Here is a 17,227-nt window from a genome sequence, read left to right as displayed (position 1 = left end):
ATCCGGGGCCGGGGAGCCCCGAGTTTAGAAGATTGTGGCTCTCCGATTCCGGGTCTCACTCCGTTTTCCCGGGATGACGACAAGAGATTAAGTGACGCGTTAGCCGTTCGCTCAAGTTATCAACCCTTGGGAGCTGCCTGATGCGCTACCTGCCTTTGACCGAAGCCGACCGCGGGGACATGCTTGCCCGCATCGGCGTCAATTCGATTGACGATCTCTTCGCGGATATTCCCGAAGACATCCGTCTCAACAATCTCCTGGACCTTCCGAAACGGGCCAGCGAAATGGAGGTGGAGCGCAAGCTTTCCGCCATGGCGGCCAAGAACACCGCCGCCGGCTCCGTGCCGTTCTTCGTTGGTGCGGGTGCCTACAAGCACCACGTTCCGGCGTCGGTCGATCACCTGATCCAGCGTTCGGAATTCCTGACCTCCTATACGCCCTACCAGCCGGAAATAACGCAGGGCACGCTGCAGTACCTTTTCGAGTTCCAGACCCAGGTTGCGCAACTGACGGCGATGGATGTTGCCAATGCGTCCATGTATGACGGTTCGACCGGCACCGCGGAAGCAGTGCTGATGGCGCACCGGGTGACCCGGCGCAACAAGGCGGTTCTTTCCGGCGGCCTGCACCCGCAATACCGGGAAGTGGTCGAGGGCATTTCGAACATGGCCGGCTACAAGGTGGTCAGCCTGCCGGCGGACCCGACCGGCACGGAAGACATTCTCTCCCAGATCGACGACGAGACTTCCTGCGTGGTCGTGCAGTCGCCGTCCTTCTACGGCCAGCTGATCGACCTGAAGCCGATCGCCGAAAAGGCTCATCAGCACAAGGCGTTGCTGATCGCCGTCTTCACCGAAGTGGTTTCCCTTGGCCTCATCGAGCCGCCGGGAACGCAAGGGGCTGATATCGTCGTCGGCGAAGGCCAGTCCATCGGCAACGGCCTCAACTTCGGCGGACCTTACGTCGGTCTTTTCGCGACGCGCCAGAAATACGTCCGCCAGATGCCGGGCCGGCTGTGCGGTGAAACGGTCGACGCGGAAGGCAAGCGCGGTTTCGTGCTGACGCTGTCGACCCGCGAGCAGCATATCCGCCGCGACAAGGCGACCTCCAACATCTGCACCAACTCGGGTCTGTGCTGCCTGGCTTTCACCATTCACATGTCGTTGCTGGGACAGGCCGGGCTGACGAAACTGGCCCGCATCAACCACGGTAACGCGGTGAAGCTGAAAAAGCTGCTTGGTGATGTTCCGGGCGTTGAGGTGTTGAACTCGGCCTACTTCAACGAGTTCACCATTGCCCTGCCGAAGGTGGCCGAAGACGTGGTCGAGCGGCTTGCCGAACGCGGCATTCTCGCCGGTCTGCCGGTCTCCCGTCTGGAGCCGGGCAACAAGGACCTGGCGAACCTGCTGGTCGTCGCCTCGACCGAAGTCAACACGGATGAAGACCGTGCCGCCTTCGCGGCAGCACTGAAGGAGGTGCTGGCATGAGCATGAACACGCAAGGACGCCCGACCGCTGCGGGCGAAGCGGGCGAGACCTTCCGCCCGAAAACCTTCACCGGCAACCGCGGTCTCGACATGGAAGAGCCGCTGATCTTCGAATTCGGCTCGCTGGAAACCACCGGTGTCGACCTCGACGAGGATGAAGGCATCGAATTCGAGCTGGGCGGCTTCGAACGCCGGACCGACATCGGCCTGCCGGGCCTCGCAGAACCGGAAGCCATGCGTCACTACGTGCGTCTGTCGCGCAACAACTATGCGATCGACAGCGGGCTTTATCCGCTCGGCTCCTGCACCATGAAGCACAATCCGCGGCTGAACGAAAAGATGGCCCGCCTGCCGGGCTTCGGCGACGTTCATCCGCTGCAACCGGTCTCCACGGTTCCGGGCGCACTGGAGCTGATCGACGACCTCGCGCACTGGCTGATGGTTTCCACCAACATGTCCGCCGTTGCCATGAGCCCGAAAGCCGGTGCCCACGGCGAATTGTGCGGCATGATGGCGATCAAGGCGGCGCATACGGCGGCAGGACGCGATCCGAAGATCGTGCTGGTTCCGGAAAGTGCCCATGGCACCAACCCGGCGACCGCAGCCCTGCTCGGCTACAAGGTGGTCAACATCGATGCCAAGGACGACGGCACGGTTGATCTTGAGGCCCTCAAGGCGACCATTGCCGAACATGAAGGCAACATTGCCGGCATCATGCTGACCAACCCGAACACCTGCGGGCTGTTCGAACGGGAAGTGAAGCTGATCGCCGACCTGATCCATGCGGCGGACGCCTATTTCTACTGCGACGGCGCCAACTTCAACGCCATCGTCGGCAAGGCCCGTCCGGGTGATCTCGGCGTCGACGCCATGCACATCAACCTGCACAAGACCTTCTCCACGCCTCATGGCGGCGGGGGGCCGGGTTCCGGTCCGGTGGTGCTCTCCGAACGTCTGGCGCCCTTCGCACCGCTTCCCTTCATCCGCAAGACGGACAAGGGACTGGAACTGGTCGAGACCGGCGCCGCAACAGGCGAGGGCGAACAGCCCTTCGGCCGCATGACTGCCTTCCACGGTCAGATGGGCATGTTCGTGCGGGCGCTCTCCTACATGATGAGCCACGGGTCGGACGGCTTGAGGCAGGCTTCGGAAGATGCCGTTCTCAACGCCAACTACGTCCGCGTCGGTCTGCAGGACCTGATGAGCCTGCCGTTCGGCGAGCGGCCGTGCATGCACGAAGTGCTCTTCGACGACAGCTTCCTGAAAGACACGGGCGTCACCACGCTCGACTTCGCCAAGGCGATGATCGACGAGGGTTACCATCCGATGACCATGTATTTCCCGCTGGTCGTCCATGGGGCCATGCTGATCGAGCCGACGGAGTCGGAAAGCCGGGCCGCGCTCGACCTTTTCGTCGCCACCATGCGGGACCTAGTCATGAGCGCCAAGCGCGGTGAAACCGACCGATTCTCCGGCGCGCCTTATCTCGCCCCGCGCCGCCGTCTGGACGAGACGGGCGCCGCCCGCAAGCCGGTGCTGAAATGGACGGCTCCGGAGCCCGCCGAGGTCACCCCGGCAGCCGCGGAATAAGCGGCAAGCGTTATTACGTAAATGATGAAACCCCGGCCTCGGCCGGGGTTTTTTGTTTGGCTGTTCCGGAGGTCCTCCTCAGGATGAGGTTGTTTTGGTGTCCGGCATCAAAAAAGGTAGCTCATCTTTATATTGACAATAATATTGTCATTATGACATTAAGTTTGTCAAAGGGGTGCGCATGAACAAAACCACGGAACTCTACGAAATCATCCGCCTGATCCGGCCCGTTCACCGGCGGCTGGCGCGGGCGGTGGAAGCCAAGCTGGAAGGGTCTGGCATCACTGTCGGCATGCGGGCCGTCATGGAGGTGCTGGAAGAGGCGGGACCGCTGTCGGTGCCGGATATCGGCCGGACGATGTTTCTGGCGCGTCAGCAGATCCAGCTGATCGTCAATGCGCTGGAAGAGGCAGGCTTCCTTGAACGTCGGCCTAACCCGGCGCACAAGCGTTCACCGCTGTTTGCGCTGACGGACGAGGGTCGCACCACCTTCGGTGAAATCCGGGCGCGGGAAAATGAAGAGATGGACGCGGTCTGCAAGCTGTTTGCGGACGCTGACCTGGAGGCGGTTCAAAGGGTGCTCTGTTCCATCCTCGACCATTTCGCCGAATTCGAGGACGACCCGGATCGTCCGAAGGCACTGGAATAAAGCCAAGGAAGGGCGAAGTGATGCCGGTATTCTGGAGTTTGACAGGATTGGCCGTCCTGGTCGTCTTGGTCGTCCTGGGCGTCTGCCTTTACTGCGGCTACTGCCTGCGCAGGCTGGGCCGGCCGACACGTGGCAAGATGATTGATCCCGTCTCGCGGCCGAACTCGGCACTGGTCGTTATCGACGTTCAGGAAGACTTTACCCGCAACACCGGCAAACATGCCTATGCGCCGCAGGCGCGCGATTTGGCGCTTGCCGCCATCAACCGGGAGATTTCCGCTGCGCGAGAAGTTGGCATGGAGGTGATCTTCGTCCGGAACGTTTTCCGCGACTGGCCGGTGATCCTGGCGATGAAGCTCTCCGCAGGCGGCATCGGGACGCCGGGCCGGGAAGGGCTGAAATTCGATCGTACGCTGGACGTCGGCAGCTCGCCGGTGTTTGAAAAATCCATCGGAGACTCATTCTCCTGTCCGGACTTCGAGATATTTCTGGCGGAACGGAAAGTTGGGCGGCTGATCCTGACTGGGCTTGATGCCTGCCACTGCGTGCAGCTCATCGCCAAAGGCGCCCTCGCGAGAGGTTACGACGTCGAGATCCGGGAGCCCGCCACGCTGACCACGGCGCCGGAAAACTGGGCCGCCCTGAAAGAGGGCCTCAGGACGGCGGGGGCCGTCCTGGCGTGACAAACGCAGAACGGTAATTGTTTTTGAGGCAGGCATTCTGAGTTGTCATCCCGGTCTGGCTTTAGCCAAGACCGGGATCCAGTACTCCCTGGGGCTGGTTCCACAGAACATTACGTGTTCGGCGGATTACCGGATCCCTGCAGGAGTTTATGCCCGCGAAAGCGGGTGCAGGGATGCCGGCCTTAAATAATCGTGGGAGTGTGGTCTACTGCGCCGCCACCATCGGTTGGCTGCGCTCGTGCAGGTCGAGCTGGTGGGAGATCCAAGTGCTGCGCTTGCGGAGGAAAGCTCTCAGAAGCTCCGGATAGTCTTCCGTGACGGCTCCGATGACCGAGGCGCGTTCCGAAAGGTTTCGCCGCCAGCGCTTCACGTGTTCCAGTCCGTCGAAGATGCCCAGCCGTGTGAAGTCGTCAAAGACATCGAAATAACGGAAGACCGGCCCAAAGGCGGCATCGACCAGTGAGAAGGAGGCTCCGGCGAAGAACGGGCCGTCCGGATCGATCTTTGCCTCCAGATGAAGGAACTTGGCTCTCAATGCCTCCGATGCCGCCTGGAATCCCGTGTCGTCCCTGGCGTTATAGAGAGCGCCGATACCGTTGAGGATCTGCGAGGCGAATTCGACATAGGCCCGATGTCGTGCCCGCTCGGCAGGATCCTGCGGATGCAGTTTTTGCGGCTCGGTTTCATCCAGAAACTCCACGATAGGAGCGGATTCGAACAGAAACCTGTCCTCACCGACCTTCAGGAGCGGCACCTTGCCGAGAGGCGAGGCCGCCTGGAACCAGTCCGGTTTGTCGGCAAGATCGATGTAGATGCGCTCGAAGGGAACGTTCTTTTCCGCAAGAACGATGGCGGCCCTCTGAACATAGGGGCAGAGAGTGTGGCTGATCAGGGTAAGCGGCTTGGTCATTTGCATCTCCATTTTCATGTAGTTGCATGAAGATAGATGCAGCTGCATTGAAATTCAAGATTGATGCACCTGCATTAATTTCCTATGCCTCAGGTATGGAAAAGAAAAACAAGGACGCTCCGGGCCCGACCGAAATCGACGCCTGGGCACGGCTGCAGCGGGCGAGCAGCGCTGTCCTGTCCAGAGTGGAAACGAGGCTGAAGGCGGAGGGCTTTCCGCCGCTCGGCTGGTATGACGTGCTTCTGGAACTGCGCAAGGCAGATGGGGAAACCATGCGCCCGGTCGACATCGAAAAGCGAACACTGCTCGCCCAGTACAATGTCTCGCGGCTGATCGACCGTCTAATGGCGGCGGGATACGTCGAGAAGCTGAAAGCGCCGGAAGACGGCAGGGGCGTGGTTGTCCGCCTGACACCGGACGGCGCCGACCTGCTGACATCCATGTGGCCCGCCTACCGCACGGCCGTGGAAGCGGAATTCGGCAGTCATCTGGAAGACGGCGATGCGCAGGCTATTTGGACGGTTCTTGGCAAGTTGCTGCCCTGACTTTCCGTTGTCTTCCGGCAGTGAACACACCGTTTCCCGTCAGAACGAAACTACTTCGTTATAAGGGCGGGTGAATCGACGCTGATCGGAGACGACACTCAGTCATGACATACGCCACCAATCTTGATGACCGGTCCGGCCTTCCTGAGGAATGGTTGTTTCTTCTGAAGGACCATCCACGGGAGATCTGGACCTCGCATCGCAATCTGGGGCCGATGACGGAGTTCTGGCTGGAGCGGCACAACGGTTTCCGCCGACTCGGGGGAATGCTCGAAGGTCTGCTGTCGAAATTCCGGGAGGATCAGATCCGTGCCGAGCAATTCGGAGGCCGGTTCGCGCCGCTCCTTCAGCAGTTCCTGTCAGAGCTTCACCACCACCACACGATTGAGGATCATCATTATTTTCCGGTCTTCATGGCAGCGGAAAAGCGCCTCCTCGCAGGCTTCGAGCTTCTGGAAAACGATCACGAATTGATCCATCACCGCATCGAAACGGTGATCAGAAGCGCCAACAAGCTGTTCGGCCAGTTGGGAACCCGAGACCGCGACAGCATCCGGCGCGCAGCCGACAGTTTCGCCGGCGTCAGCGATACGCTGATCTCCGGTCTGATACGCCACCTCGAAGATGAGGAGGACCTGATCGTTCCGGTGATCCTGGACCGGGGCGAGCGGCAGCTCGGGCTTTCCTAAGTGGAAGGCAACACCAACGGACATCCGAAAAATCGGTGACCGTCAATCAAGTCGAATTTGAAACTGTGTGTCACCCCGGACAAGCGAAGCGCAGATCCGGGGCCTACTCTCGTTGCAACTTGCCAAAGTGAACGCATTTTGCTCAAGGCTTCGCTATCAGCCGAAGGCTCTGCAAACGAGTGGGCCCCGGGTTTCCCTGCGGTCGCCCGGGGTGACACAAGTGGATATCGTGGGACCCTTGGAGACCCAAAACCGTGGTCTTCAAGGGTGCGGCGCAAGTCATGAAGCTTTTGCGCCACACTCGCGCAGGACTGACGGGCAACCTCACCAACACACTTGACTCTTTGTCCGGCCTCGCGCATTTAAGCTGGCATGACCAAGATGACCGCATCCTTCGTGTATTTTTATTACGTCACCGACATAACGGCGGCTGCGTAGGATCTTGTCTACCTCTTAGAAACCTCAAAAGCCGCCGCGTCAGGCGGCTTTTTGGTTTCTAACCCCAAGCTTCCTGGCGGGGGAACCAGGAAGCGAAAAATGACCAGACACATGATCGAAGCCGGGAAGCCGGCGACAAAACTCAAATCCGAAGCACTTGCCGTGCTTCTGGAGCGCGGGCTCGTGCACCAGTGCACGGATATCGATGCGCTCGACAGAACCCTCTCCGAAGGGCCGGTCACCGCATACGCCGGTTTCGACGCCACCGCCGCGAGCCTTCATGTCGGCCACCTGATGCCGCTCATGACCATGCGCTGGCTGCAGAAGCTCGGGCACAAGCCCATCATTGTGCTCGGCGGCGGTACCAGCCAGATCGGCGATCCGAGCTTCCGCAAGGATGCCCGGCCGATGCTGGAAGAGCGGCAGATCGCGGCCAATATCCGGACCATCCGCCGGTCCGTCGAACGCCTCGTGGACATGGAAGGTGCGGACGGTGCGCTCCTGGTCGACAACGCGGAGTGGCTGAACGAGTTCCGCTTCCTGGAATTCCTCCGCGATTATGGCTCCCAGTTCACCGTCAACCGCATGATGACCTTCGACAGCGTCAAATCGCGGCTCGAAGCGCAGATGCCGCTGACGGTGCTGGAGTTCTGCTACATGATGCTGCAGGCCGTCGATTTCCTGGAACTCGCCAAGCGCCACGACTGCGTGCTGCAGGTCGGTGGATCGGACCAGTGGGGCAATATCGTCAACGGGGTCGAACTCGGCCGCCGCGACGGACGCAAGCTGCACGGCCTCACCGTGCCGCTGCTGACAACGGCGAGCGGTTCCAAGATGGGCAAGACGGCAGCCGGAGCCGTCTGGCTGCACCCTGAACATCTGTCGCCCTTCGGTTTCTGGCAGTTCTGGCGCAATACCGCGGACGCGGATGTCGCCAGGTTCCTGCGGCTCTTCACCGAAATTCCGATGAGTGAAATCGACCGGCTTTCGGCCCTTGAAGGGTCGGAACTCAATGAGGCCAAGAAGATCCTGGCGACCCAGGTGACGTCGATCGTCCACGGACCGGAAGAAGCCCGTGCGGCCCTGCAGCAGGGTGATGCGCTGTTTGCCGGGGAAGGCGAGATCCTGGAGCCGACCCACAAGCTGCCACTTAAGACGCTGGCCGATGGCCTCGGTCTGCTGGAGCTTGTCGTGGCTGTCGGTTTTGCCGGTTCGAACGGCGAGGCTCGGCGTCTGGTGGAAGGGGGCGGCGTACGGCTCAACAACGGGATCGTCGAGGATCCGCGCCGCCGCATCGCCATCGGCGACCTTCAGGCGAACGACCGTCTCTCCGTCTCCGTCGGCCGCCGCCGCAAGGCGCTGATCGGGTTCGAGTGACGGACTGCAAACGAAGCCGGGCACGCCCCGGCTTCGTCTCTTCGGATCAGCCTTGCTTCGGGAGCTGACTTGCCCGGTACTCCTCCACCGGCAGACCCCCGATCCCCCAGCTTTCAAGCTCGACTTCCTCGATCACCACGAAGGTGGTTGAGGGGGTCTTGCCGAGCACGTCGACGAGGAGGTCGGTTGCTCCCTTGATGAGCCTGGCTTTCTGCTCGGCCGTGACGCCCTCGCGGGTCACCTGAATGTTCACATAGGGCATCTCAAGCGCCTCCTTCGGTGCGGGGTCTGATCTGGAAAATCTTGGCCATGATCTGCCAGCGGCCTCCGTCCCGCACGAAAGTGAGGAAGTCAGTGAAATCCTTGTCGCCGATGCTGCAGCGAACTCTGGCAAAGGCGGTGTTGTCTCCGGCCAGCTGGATCTCGTCGATCGCGTCCCGGCGCTCCTCGCCCCGGGAGGCCGGGGACTGGCGGGCCGCGACCACGGGCACATACTCGTCCATCGTGCGGTAGAGCAGCGGGGCCTCGTCGGCCGTCGCATAGATCGCCTTCGGGTGAAACACCTTCTTCAAGAGACCGGTGTGGCAATGATGGAGGGCGTCGAAATAGTCCGAGATCACCCCCTGCAAGTCGGTCAGGGCGTCGCTCATGCTGCCAGACCTTCTTCTTTCAGCGTCTGTTGTGCCGCCGGGCGGGACGCAATCCGTGAGACATATGCTTCCGTCTTCGGCCATTCCGACAGTGAAACACCGATGAAGTTGGTCCAGTTCAGGATGACAAAGGCGTAGGCGTCCGCGACCGAAAATGCGTCCCCCATCAGAAAGGGGCTGTCTGCGGACAAGAGTTCATCGAACTGGGCGATTTTCGCGTTCAGTTTCCTGGCATGTGTTGCCTTTTCCGGGTCCGAGTACTCAAGCCCTGAAAAATACGGGCCGAATGCCTTGTGCAGTTCCGAGGACAGGAAGCTCAGCAGTTCAAGCTGGCGATATCTATCCAGGGAAGCGCGGTTGTCGTTCGAAGCGAAGCCCGGAAGCTGCTCGCTCAGCCATTGGAGCACGGCAACGTTCTCCGTGAGGATCTCGCCATTTGCTAGCTGTAGCGCAGGAACATATCCACGCGGGTTTGTGTTGGCGTAGGACGCTCCGGTCTCGGTCGTGCCCGCCTCCGTGTCCACCTTTTCAAGCTGGAAGGTAGCACCGGCCTCGTTGAGGATGAGGTGCGCTGCCATGGAGCAGGCGCCGGGTTTATAGAAGAGTTTCATCGATTGGCTCCATCGTTGGTTGTCGATGGGCGGAAGGTGTTTCTTCCCGTTACCATTGACAAGTAGGTAACCATTGGTAACTTCCATTATCGAGTTACCCGGAAGAAACCTGATTTCGCGAGTGTTACCTGAAAATGCCCCTGAAAATGCGCAAGAACCGAAGCCCCAAACCGCCGGAACCCTGCATGCTGACGGAATGCATGCAGGTGATTGCCGGGGCCTGGGCCCCAAACGTGATCTGGAGCCTGCGTGCAGGCCCGCGCCGGTTCAGCGAGTTGAAGGTCGATATTCCGCCGGTTTCCTCCAAGGTCCTCTCCGCGCGCCTGTCGGAGCTCGAAGAGCGCGGCGTCCTGCTGCGCCATGTCCGCCCGACAGCACCGCCTTCGGTTGAATACGAGCTGACGGAACTGGGGCAGGAACTGATCCCGGCGCTGGAGGCCATTGTCGAGGTCGGGCACAAGCTGAAGGCAAGGCAGGAATACCGGCAACAGAACGAAGCAGCGGAATGAGGTGCGTGCGACAGCCGACGCATCCAAGGAAAGACGGTAGTCAAATTGATAACAGCGGCCCGGAGACCGGGCCGCTGTCGTTTTCCAGAGTCTGTGCAGCTAACAGGCAGCTCTAGAAGAACCCGAGCTTATTGGGGTTGTAGCTGACCAGCATGTTCTTGGTCTGCTGATAGTGATCCAGCATCATCTTGTGGGTCTCGCGGCCGATGCCGGACTGCTTGTATCCGCCGAAGGCGGCGTGGGCCGGATAGGCGTGGTAATTGTTGACCCAGACGCGGCCAGCTTCGATTGCCCGGCCGAAGCGGTAGCAGCGGTTGGCATCGCGGGACCACACACCGGCTCCGAGGCCGTAGAGCGTGTCGTTGGCAATCGCCAGTGCTTCCTCTTCCGTCTTGAAGGTGGTGACGGAGACGACCGGACCGAAGATTTCCTCCTGGAAGACCCGCATCTTGTTGTGGCCTTTCAGGATCGTCGGCTGGATGTAGAAACCGTCCGCCAGATCGCCTCCGAACTTGGCTTCCGCGCCGCCGCACAGGACCTCCGCGCCTTCCTCGACACCGATCGAGAGGTAGGACAGGATCTTTTCCTGCTGCTCGCGGCTCGCCTGGGCGCCGACCATAGTGTCGAGGGAGCGCGGGTCACCCTGCTTGATGGCTTTCACCCGGGCAATCGCCCGTTCGATGAAGGCCTCATAGATGTCTTCCTGGATGAGTGCACGGCTCGGGCAGGTGCAGACCTCGCCCTGGTTGAAGGCGAAGAGCACGAAGCCTTCGATGGCCTTGTCGAGGAAGGCATCGTCTTCCCGCATGACGTCGGAGAAGAAGATGTTCGGAGACTTACCGCCGAGCTCAAGCGTCACCGGGATCAGGTTCTCGGTTGCATACTGCATGATCATCCGGCCGGTCTGGGTGGAACCGGTGAAGGCGATCTTGGCAATTCGGTTGGACTTGGCGAGCGGTGCGCCGACCTCGGCGCCATAGCCGTTGACGATGTTGAGAACGCCGGCGGGCAGCAGGTCGCCGATCAGTTCTGCCAGAACCATGATCGCGGCCGGTGTCTGTTCAGCCGGCTTCAGCACGATGCAGTTGCCTGCGGCAAGGGCGGGAGCCAGTTTCCAGGCGGCCATCAGGATAGAAAAATTCCACGGGATGATCTGACCGACCACGCCGAGCGGTTCATGGAAGTGATAGGCAACGGTGTCGGCATCGATTTCCGACATGGAGCCTTCCTGGCCACGCAACACGCCCGCAAAATAACGGAAATGGTCGACGGAAAGCGGAATGTCGGCAGCAGTGGTTTCGCGGATCGGCTTGCCGTTGTCCCAGGTTTCGGCTTGGGCCAGCAGGTCCAGATTCTGCTCCATCACATCAGCGATTTTCAGCAGAATATTCGCGCGTTCCGCAGCCGGGGTGCGGCCCCAGGCATCCTTGGCCGCATGGGCGGCATCGAGGGCAAGCTCCACATCGGCCCCATCCGAACGGGCGACTTCGCAGACGGTTCTGCCGGAAATCGGCGTGATGTTGCTGAAGTAGCGGCCGTTGACCGGGGCGACGAACCTGCCGCCGATATAGTTGTCATAACGGGACTTGAAGGGCGACGCGGTTTCAGCCGCAAAGGTTGGCATCTCGTTCATGTTGTTTCCTCCTCAACGTCCTGGTCCTCCGCCAGGGATGGGAGGAATGTGAGGGAAGGCCCGATTGCTGTCAGCGGGGAGGAAATCGTTCGGGGCGGCTTCTGTCTCAAGGCTGAGACAGGTCGGCAGCTCAATCGCCGATGCCGAGCCGCTTCATGCGCCGATAGAGGGTTGCCCGGCCAACGCCGAGCGCCCTGGCGGCCTCGGAGACATTGCCGTTTGCTCTGGCAAGAGCCCGCATGACGGCAGCTCTTTCAGCCTTTTCAAAGCCGGTCGGGCCGTCCTCGCGTCCGAGAAGATCGGAAGCGGGCAAGGGGCTGATCGGTCCGGTGGAACCAAGACCGAAGGCCTTGCGGGCCCCGCGGGTGGCACCGACGACGATGTCGTTGCTATCAACCGCGAGAAGAAGCGCGGTATCGGACGTGTCCTTGTCGGCGAAGACAATGCGGCTGCCGCTGAAGGCCGCGCGGAAGGTGTCAACCTCGATCTGGCGGGCCGTCTGGGCAACCATGGCGCCGATCAGCCGGTTGAAGGCCTCGGTCTGGTCCGAGCGGGCGGAGGAGACATCCAGAGCGCCGGCGATATGCCCGTCCGGGCCGTAGATCGGCGCGTCCATGCAGCTCATGGCGACATTGCGCGCCAGGAAGTGCTCGTCCCGGTGCACGATGACGTTCCGCTGCTCGGCAATGCAGGTGCCGACACCGTTGGTGCCGACGGCAGCCTCGCTCCAGTCCGCGCCCTGTGTCAGCCCCCAGTCGTCGAACGCATCCTGGTCGGCGGCAGTGCTTCGCTGGTCGAGGATGACACCTTGCGCATCCGTCAGCACGACCGTGCAGCCGGACTGGCCGACCAGCCCGAAAAGCTGGTCCAGCTTGGGCGCGGCAATTTGCAGGAAGGCGCCGACATCGTCGCGCCTGCGGCGCAGGGCAGCTTCGTCGAGACGCTTGGGAGCCCGCCGTTCCCCCGGATGAAGACCGTGCTTGTCGATCGACCGGCGCCACGAGGCCGCAATCCTGGAAACGGCGGGGGCCGACCCGGACTCTACGGTTCGAAAAACGGTTTCGACATGATCCTTCATGGCTGCGTCACTGATCCCGAAGCGAGGAAACCGAAAGGCTCCCCGGCTCTTGATCCGTTCCTCCCAAGAACGCCTCAAAGATCAGGCACAATGGCGTCGGTGACGGAATTATTCAAGGGATGCAGGAAATCCGGCGCCAAAGGTGTTTCATACCTGAGACACTTTTGCGATTTGGAACGCGGTGCCGGAGCGCGTTCTCCTTGCGGAGCCGGAGAGGGTGAATGACCAAAGAAAACCCCGCCTCCTTTTCTGGGAGACGGGGGGAAGGTGATTTCGCGGGGAACGCGAAGGTCGCTTTCTAGAAGAGCTTGGACGGACCGCGCTCTTTGCCTGCTTATGCCTGCAGGCGGGATCTGATTTCCTTCCTCAGCTCATCGATCGGAGACGTTTTGGAGCCGTCCCGCGTGTGCCAGAAGGTCCAGCCGTTACAGGCTTCCTGCCCCTGAACCAGCGCGCCGACCTTGTGGATCGAGCCGGTGTGGTCGCCGGATTTCAGGGAGCCGTCGGCGCGCACGACCGCAAGGTGCTTGCCTTTGGAACAGGTCAGTTCCGTGCCCGGTTCCAGCAGGCCCGACTCCAGCAGCGTTCCGAAGGGAATGCGCTTCTGGGCCCGTTTGCCCTGCTGCATTTCGAGTGCCTCGGCACTGCCCGGTTCGATGGCGTCGATCCGGGCCGTGGCCGCGTCGATATAATCCTGCTCGCGCTCCACGCCGACGAAGTTCCGTCCGAGCTTCTTGGCGACCGCACCCGTGGTGCCGGTGCCGAAGAAGGGATCCAGGACCACATCGCCCGGTTTGGAGGAAGCGGTCAGAACCCGGTAGAGCAGGGCCTCCGGCTTCTGGGTCGGATGCACCTTCTGGCCGTTCTTGTCCTTCAGACGCTCGGTGCCCGTGCACAGCGGCAGGTGCCAGTCGGAGCGCATCTGCAGGTCCTCGTTGAAGACCTTCAGGGCGTCGTAGTTGAACGTCGGTTTGGCGTCCTTGGATTTCACCGCCCAGATCATGGTCTCGTGGGCGTTGGTGAACCGTTTGCCGCGGAAATTCGGCATCGGGTTGGACTTCAGCCAGACGATGTCGTTCATGATCCAGAAGCCGAGATCCTGCAGGATCGCGCCAACCCGGAAGATATTGTGATACGACCCGATCACGTAAAGCGATCCGTCCGGTTTCATCACCCGGCGCACGGCCAGGAGCCATGCCCTTGTGAAGGCGTCATAGGCCTCGAAACTCTCGAACTGATCCCAATGGTCGTCGCAGGCGTCGACCTTGGACTGATCCGGCCGATGCAGGTCGCCACCCAACTGGAGATTGTAGGGCGGGTCCGCGAAGACCAGGTCGACGGACCGGGACGGCAGCTTCTCAAGGGCGGCCACGCAGTCGCCCTTCAGAATTGTGTTCAGCCAGGAAGCGGATGCTTCCGTATTATGTTTGGGGTGGGGTGCCGCTGTGGACACCCCGGTACGCAGTACACTCATTGCGACGCATTACCTCACGCAATTTCAAGTGTCATGGTTACCGGGTTTGGTAAATCAGCCGTTAAGCGGGTGAAACAAAAATTCCCTTTGAATCAATGCTTTGTTTACAATCGTAAAAGTTAAATGAGAAGTTAATGCCGCGATCCGACCGAAAACGCCAGAATTCTGCTGATTTCGTTCAGGCTGCGACCGCTGGTTGCTCGCCATTCGTTAAAGGCAACCTGAATTGCTTTCAGGTTTTTTTTCGACATGGCATCGCTCTCGATGACATTTTCACGGATGAGAGCGTTAACCACGTCGCCTGACAGGACAAAACTCTCCTTGCCCATGAAGCGCAGGGCGATTTGCCCGGTGTTGCCGCCGAGCCGGCTGCCACGTTTCTTCAGGACCTCCATCAGGCCGATCTGATCACCCGGCGGATAATGCGCGAAGAACTTCGCGGCGCTGCCGTGTTCGGCGGCAAGATCCTTGAGGAAGACCGCGTTTGCCTGGACGGACTTGATTTTCTGGCCGTTGCGGACGATGCGCGTGTCGTGCATCAGTGCCTCGAAGTCCTCGTCGGGCAAAAAGGCGAGGCGGGCGACGTCGAAGCCCTGGAAGGCCTCCTCGAAGCCCGGCCATTTCTGGTCGATCACCTTCCAGCTGAAGCCCGCCTGAAACACGCATCTGGTGAACATGGACAGCCAGCGGTCGTCGCCGATCTTTTCAAGCTCTGCGACGGACTTCGGCGGATTGTGTTCGGCGAGCAGGGCGTCAAGCGCTTCCTGTCCGCCTTTCTTTTCCGCTGCAAGTGCTTCGATATCTTCGAATGAGCGCATTCCGTTTCTCCCCGGTCTCCCGCATGTCCTGGCGCCGTTCAAAATTCGACACCCTCATCCTGAGGAAGCGCGAAGCGCTGTCACGAAGGATGGGCCACTTGCTCTTGAGTATGTCGCCTATCCTTCGAGACGGACCTTTCGGTCCTCCTCAGGATGAGGATGTGGGGTAAAACGGTTCCTGTTGAAACCCTAACGCTCCTGAAACTGCTTTGTCCGCTCAAATCTGCGCAGGGCGAGCGACAGGGTGATTGTCATCATCAGATAGATAAGCGCGACCACATTGTAGGTCTCGAAATAGCGGAAGGACCCGGCCGCATAGACCTTGCCGAGCTGGGTGACGTCGGCGACACCGAGGACGGAGACAAGGGAAGAGTCCTTGATCATGGCGACGAAGTCGTTGCCGAGCGGCGGCAGGATGGTCTTGAGGGCCTGCGGGAAGATGATGAGGCGAAAGCGCAGCCAGCGGTTCATGCCGAGCGCCTCGGCGGCCTCTATCTGGCCCTTGTCGACGGCCTGGATGCCCGCCCGGAAGACTTCGGCGATAAAGGCGGAATAACCGATCATCAGGGCGATGATGGCCCGCCAGAGCAGGGAAAAATCCCGGGTGCGCAACGGGTCGAGACCGAGCGGCTCCAGGACAGCGTTGACGGCTGCGATCAGGAGCGGTGTGCCGACGAAGGCGATATAGAGCAGCAGCACGATGATCGGCAGGCCGCGCACGATCTCGACATAGAAACGGGCGGTCTGGCGCAGGAATGCCGAACCGGAAAGGGATGCGAGGGCGAGCAGCAGGCCCAGGAGGGAGGCCAGGAAGAATCCGACCAACGTCACGAAGACCGTCAGGCCGACGCCACGGGAGACCGTTGCCATGACCTGCGAATAGATGTCGTCGGTCGCGATCTGAAATAGCAGGAAGACGGCAATTCCGCAGGCGGCCACCAGCCAGTAGGGAAAATCCTTTTGCGGGGCGTTGGACCGGTTTTTTTTGCGGAACATGGACCTGACTTGGACTGGACGTGAAAAGATGAACTCCGGAAGTCCGGAATGCGGCTGAAAAGAAAATTGGCCGGTATCAGGACCAGAGCCCGGATACCGGCCAAGCAAGGGAAAGTCTAGGCCACGTTCCGAAAAATCGGACTGCGGCGGCCCGGCACTTTACTGTGCGACCTTGTAGTCGAAGAACCATTTCTTGTTGAGGGCGTCCAGCGTGCCGTCGTCCCGCATGCTGGCAATCGCCGCATTGACCGGTTCGATGAGATCGGAACCTTTCGGGAAGATGAAGCCGAAGTCTTCTGCGCCCATCGGATCGCCGATCAGCTTGAACGTGTCCGGGTTGGTGGCGACATAACCCTGGCCGCCGGTGCTGTCGGTCAGCACCAGGTCGACGTCGCCGGTCTTCAGGGCCTGGACTGCTGCGCCGAAGGTTTCGAACAGCTTGATGCGGGGATTGGCCTCGTCGCCGTCGAGCACTTCATAGACGGTGACGTAGAAAGGCGTTGTGCCGGGCTGGGCACCGGCCAGGAAATCGGTGTTGGCGGCAAAGCCCTTGGCATCGGTGAAGCGGTCTTCATCGGCGCGAACCAGCATGAACATTTCCGAGCGCATGTAAGGATCGGAGAAGGCCACCTTTTCCGCACGGTCCTCACGGATGGTGATGCCGTTCATGGCAATGTCGTATTCACCACCGGAGATGGCGGGGATCATCGCATCCCAGCTGGTGTTCTCGTAGGTCACCTTCATGTTCAGTCGCTTGGCGATTTCCGCAACAGCGTCATATTCCCAGCCAACGGCCTCGCCGGACTTTGGATCGACGAACTGAAGGGGCGGATAGGTGTTTTCGGACGCAATGACGATTTCGCGTCCGCCAAGATCCGGAAGATCGCCGGCAAATGCGGAAAGTCCCGCGCCGAGAAGCGAGGAAGCGGCGACCGCAAGGGTCATCAGTTTACGTTGCATATTGAACTCCTGGTCAAAAATTTCGCAGGACTTTACCGGCTTACAACCTCGCGGGAAAGCCCGCTGGCTTCTCAATACGGTTCGCCCTGAAAAGTTTTTCTGCTCGCGAAAAAAAATTCATAATTTGCTGC

At 60.6% G+C, this 17,227-nt stretch carries 18 protein-coding genes; 8 read left to right on the top strand and 10 right to left on the bottom strand.

The features are described 5' to 3' along the window. Positions 1 to 140: 140 nt before the first annotated feature. From gcvPA to ACQY7U_RS02895, 4 genes are all read left to right on the top strand, one after another. A complete protein-coding gene (gene gcvPA, locus ACQY7U_RS02910; protein WP_428641765.1) occupies positions 141 to 1,487 on the top strand; it encodes an aminomethyl-transferring glycine dehydrogenase subunit GcvPA in 1,347 nt (448 codons plus the stop codon). After that, on the top strand, positions 1,484 to 3,076 hold the full coding sequence (gene gcvPB, locus ACQY7U_RS02905; protein WP_428641763.1) for an aminomethyl-transferring glycine dehydrogenase subunit GcvPB: 1,593 nt from the start codon (positions 1,484 to 1,486) through the stop codon (positions 3,074 to 3,076). Before gcvPA ends, gcvPB begins: the two co-directional genes overlap by 4 nt. A 181-nt stretch (positions 3,077 to 3,257) precedes the next feature. Next, complete coding sequence (locus ACQY7U_RS02900; RefSeq protein ID WP_428641762.1) at positions 3,258 to 3,725, top strand: MarR family winged helix-turn-helix transcriptional regulator; 468 nt, start codon at positions 3,258 to 3,260, stop codon at positions 3,723 to 3,725. A gap of 20 nt (positions 3,726 to 3,745) precedes the next feature. Next, the gene (locus ACQY7U_RS02895; protein WP_428641760.1) at positions 3,746 to 4,408 is read left to right on the top strand and encodes a cysteine hydrolase family protein; all 663 of its coding nucleotides are present in this window, start codon (positions 3,746 to 3,748) and stop codon (positions 4,406 to 4,408) included. A gap of 205 nt (positions 4,409 to 4,613) precedes the next feature. Here ACQY7U_RS02895 and ACQY7U_RS02890 read toward each other — a convergent pair whose 3' ends face one another. Beyond that, positions 4,614 to 5,318, bottom strand: a complete 705-nt coding sequence (locus tag ACQY7U_RS02890; protein WP_428641758.1) for a glutathione S-transferase family protein — start codon at positions 5,316 to 5,318, stop codon at positions 4,614 to 4,616. A 95-nt stretch (positions 5,319 to 5,413) separates the two neighbouring features. Between ACQY7U_RS02890 and ACQY7U_RS02885 the strand changes: the two genes are divergently transcribed. The 3 genes from ACQY7U_RS02885 to tyrS all read left to right on the top strand — a co-directional run bounded on the left by ACQY7U_RS02885 (position 5,414) and on the right by tyrS (position 8,367). Further along, a complete protein-coding gene (locus ACQY7U_RS02885) occupies positions 5,414 to 5,863 on the top strand; it encodes a MarR family winged helix-turn-helix transcriptional regulator (protein ID WP_428641756.1) in 450 nt (149 codons plus the stop codon). Between the two features lie 104 nt (positions 5,864 to 5,967). Beyond that, positions 5,968 to 6,552, top strand: coding sequence for a hemerythrin domain-containing protein (locus tag ACQY7U_RS02880; protein WP_428641755.1), 585 nt, complete (start codon positions 5,968 to 5,970; stop codon positions 6,550 to 6,552). Between the two features lie 537 nt (positions 6,553 to 7,089). Further along, positions 7,090 to 8,367 (top strand): tyrosine--tRNA ligase, encoded by a 1,278-nt coding sequence (gene tyrS, locus ACQY7U_RS02875; protein WP_428641752.1) that lies wholly within the window; start codon positions 7,090 to 7,092, stop codon positions 8,365 to 8,367. 46 nt (positions 8,368 to 8,413) lie between these two features. On the opposite strand, the gene ACQY7U_RS02870 is transcribed toward tyrS, so the two are convergent. From ACQY7U_RS02870 to ACQY7U_RS02860, 3 genes are read right to left on the bottom strand one after another with little or no spacing between them, the layout of a single operon-like run. After that, positions 8,414 to 8,629 (bottom strand): tautomerase family protein, encoded by a 216-nt coding sequence (locus tag ACQY7U_RS02870; protein ID WP_428641751.1) that lies wholly within the window; start codon positions 8,627 to 8,629, stop codon positions 8,414 to 8,416. Between the two features lies 1 nt (position 8,630). Next, complete coding sequence (locus tag ACQY7U_RS02865) at positions 8,631 to 9,017, bottom strand: nuclear transport factor 2 family protein (protein ID WP_428641749.1); 387 nt, start codon at positions 9,015 to 9,017, stop codon at positions 8,631 to 8,633. After that, positions 9,014 to 9,628 (bottom strand): glutathione binding-like protein, encoded by a 615-nt coding sequence (locus ACQY7U_RS02860; RefSeq protein WP_428641747.1) that lies wholly within the window; start codon positions 9,626 to 9,628, stop codon positions 9,014 to 9,016. Before ACQY7U_RS02860 ends, ACQY7U_RS02865 begins: the two co-directional genes overlap by 4 nt. Before the next feature lie 185 nt (positions 9,629 to 9,813). Here ACQY7U_RS02860 and ACQY7U_RS02855 point away from each other — a divergent pair, with 185 nt between their 5' ends. After that, positions 9,814 to 10,137: a winged helix-turn-helix transcriptional regulator gene (locus ACQY7U_RS02855; protein ID WP_428641745.1), complete on the top strand. Its 324-nt coding sequence runs from the start codon at positions 9,814 to 9,816 to the stop codon at positions 10,135 to 10,137. A gap of 112 nt (positions 10,138 to 10,249) precedes the next feature. Here ACQY7U_RS02855 and adh read toward each other — a convergent pair whose 3' ends face one another. From adh to ACQY7U_RS02825, 6 genes are all read right to left on the bottom strand, one after another. Further along, positions 10,250 to 11,770, bottom strand: coding sequence for an aldehyde dehydrogenase (gene adh / locus ACQY7U_RS02850; protein ID WP_428641743.1), 1,521 nt, complete (start codon positions 11,768 to 11,770; stop codon positions 10,250 to 10,252). A 130-nt stretch (positions 11,771 to 11,900) separates the two neighbouring features. Beyond that, complete coding sequence (locus tag ACQY7U_RS02845; RefSeq protein WP_428641741.1) at positions 11,901 to 12,848, bottom strand: GAF domain-containing protein; 948 nt, start codon at positions 12,846 to 12,848, stop codon at positions 11,901 to 11,903. A 334-nt stretch (positions 12,849 to 13,182) separates the two neighbouring features. Then, the gene (locus ACQY7U_RS02840) at positions 13,183 to 14,322 is read right to left on the bottom strand and encodes a site-specific DNA-methyltransferase (protein WP_428641740.1); all 1,140 of its coding nucleotides are present in this window, start codon (positions 14,320 to 14,322) and stop codon (positions 13,183 to 13,185) included. Positions 14,323 to 14,453: 131 nt separating this feature from the next. After that, entirely contained in the window at positions 14,454 to 15,140 is a 687-nt protein-coding gene (locus ACQY7U_RS02835; protein ID WP_428641738.1) for a DNA-3-methyladenine glycosylase I, read from the bottom strand. Between the two features lie 189 nt (positions 15,141 to 15,329). Further along, on the bottom strand, positions 15,330 to 16,136 hold the full coding sequence (locus ACQY7U_RS02830; RefSeq protein WP_428641737.1) for an amino acid ABC transporter permease: 807 nt from the start codon (positions 16,134 to 16,136) through the stop codon (positions 15,330 to 15,332). 159 nt (positions 16,137 to 16,295) lie between these two features. Continuing rightward, complete coding sequence (locus ACQY7U_RS02825) at positions 16,296 to 17,096, bottom strand: transporter substrate-binding domain-containing protein (protein ID WP_428641735.1); 801 nt, start codon at positions 17,094 to 17,096, stop codon at positions 16,296 to 16,298. Between the last annotated feature and the right edge of the window lie 131 nt (positions 17,097 to 17,227).

The organism is Roseibium sp. (genome assembly GCF_050301095.1).
GTDB lineage: Bacteria > Pseudomonadota > Alphaproteobacteria > Rhizobiales > Stappiaceae > Roseibium.
This window is presented reverse-complemented; position numbering and strand designations above follow the sequence as displayed.

Coding starts and splice junctions, on each gene's coding strand:
- ACQY7U_RS02840 (WP_428641740.1), bottom strand. CDS start 14,322: ATGAGTGTACTGCGTACCGGGGTGTCCACAGCGGCACCCCACCCCAAA.
- ACQY7U_RS02830 (WP_428641737.1), bottom strand. CDS start 16,136: ATGTTCCGCAAAAAAAACCGGTCCAACGCCCCGCAAAAGGATTTTCCC.
- ACQY7U_RS02845 (WP_428641741.1), bottom strand. CDS start 12,848: ATGAAGGATCATGTCGAAACCGTTTTTCGAACCGTAGAGTCCGGGTCG.
- ACQY7U_RS02860 (WP_428641747.1), bottom strand. CDS start 9,628: ATGAAACTCTTCTATAAACCCGGCGCCTGCTCCATGGCAGCGCACCTC.
- ACQY7U_RS02855 (WP_428641745.1), top strand. CDS start 9,814: ATGCTGACGGAATGCATGCAGGTGATTGCCGGGGCCTGGGCCCCAAAC.
- ACQY7U_RS02835 (WP_428641738.1), bottom strand. CDS start 15,140: ATGCGCTCATTCGAAGATATCGAAGCACTTGCAGCGGAAAAGAAAGGC.
- ACQY7U_RS02825 (WP_428641735.1), bottom strand. CDS start 17,096: ATGCAACGTAAACTGATGACCCTTGCGGTCGCCGCTTCCTCGCTTCTC.
- ACQY7U_RS02885 (WP_428641756.1), top strand. CDS start 5,414: ATGGAAAAGAAAAACAAGGACGCTCCGGGCCCGACCGAAATCGACGCC.
- gcvPB (WP_428641763.1), top strand. CDS start 1,484: ATGAGCATGAACACGCAAGGACGCCCGACCGCTGCGGGCGAAGCGGGC.
- tyrS (WP_428641752.1), top strand. CDS start 7,090: ATGACCAGACACATGATCGAAGCCGGGAAGCCGGCGACAAAACTCAAA.
- ACQY7U_RS02890 (WP_428641758.1), bottom strand. CDS start 5,318: ATGACCAAGCCGCTTACCCTGATCAGCCACACTCTCTGCCCCTATGTT.
- ACQY7U_RS02895 (WP_428641760.1), top strand. CDS start 3,746: ATGCCGGTATTCTGGAGTTTGACAGGATTGGCCGTCCTGGTCGTCTTG.
- adh (WP_428641743.1), bottom strand. CDS start 11,770: ATGAACGAGATGCCAACCTTTGCGGCTGAAACCGCGTCGCCCTTCAAG.
- ACQY7U_RS02900 (WP_428641762.1), top strand. CDS start 3,258: ATGAACAAAACCACGGAACTCTACGAAATCATCCGCCTGATCCGGCCC.
- ACQY7U_RS02880 (WP_428641755.1), top strand. CDS start 5,968: ATGACATACGCCACCAATCTTGATGACCGGTCCGGCCTTCCTGAGGAA.
- ACQY7U_RS02870 (WP_428641751.1), bottom strand. CDS start 8,629: ATGCCCTATGTGAACATTCAGGTGACCCGCGAGGGCGTCACGGCCGAG.
- gcvPA (WP_428641765.1), top strand. CDS start 141: ATGCGCTACCTGCCTTTGACCGAAGCCGACCGCGGGGACATGCTTGCC.
- ACQY7U_RS02865 (WP_428641749.1), bottom strand. CDS start 9,017: ATGAGCGACGCCCTGACCGACTTGCAGGGGGTGATCTCGGACTATTTC.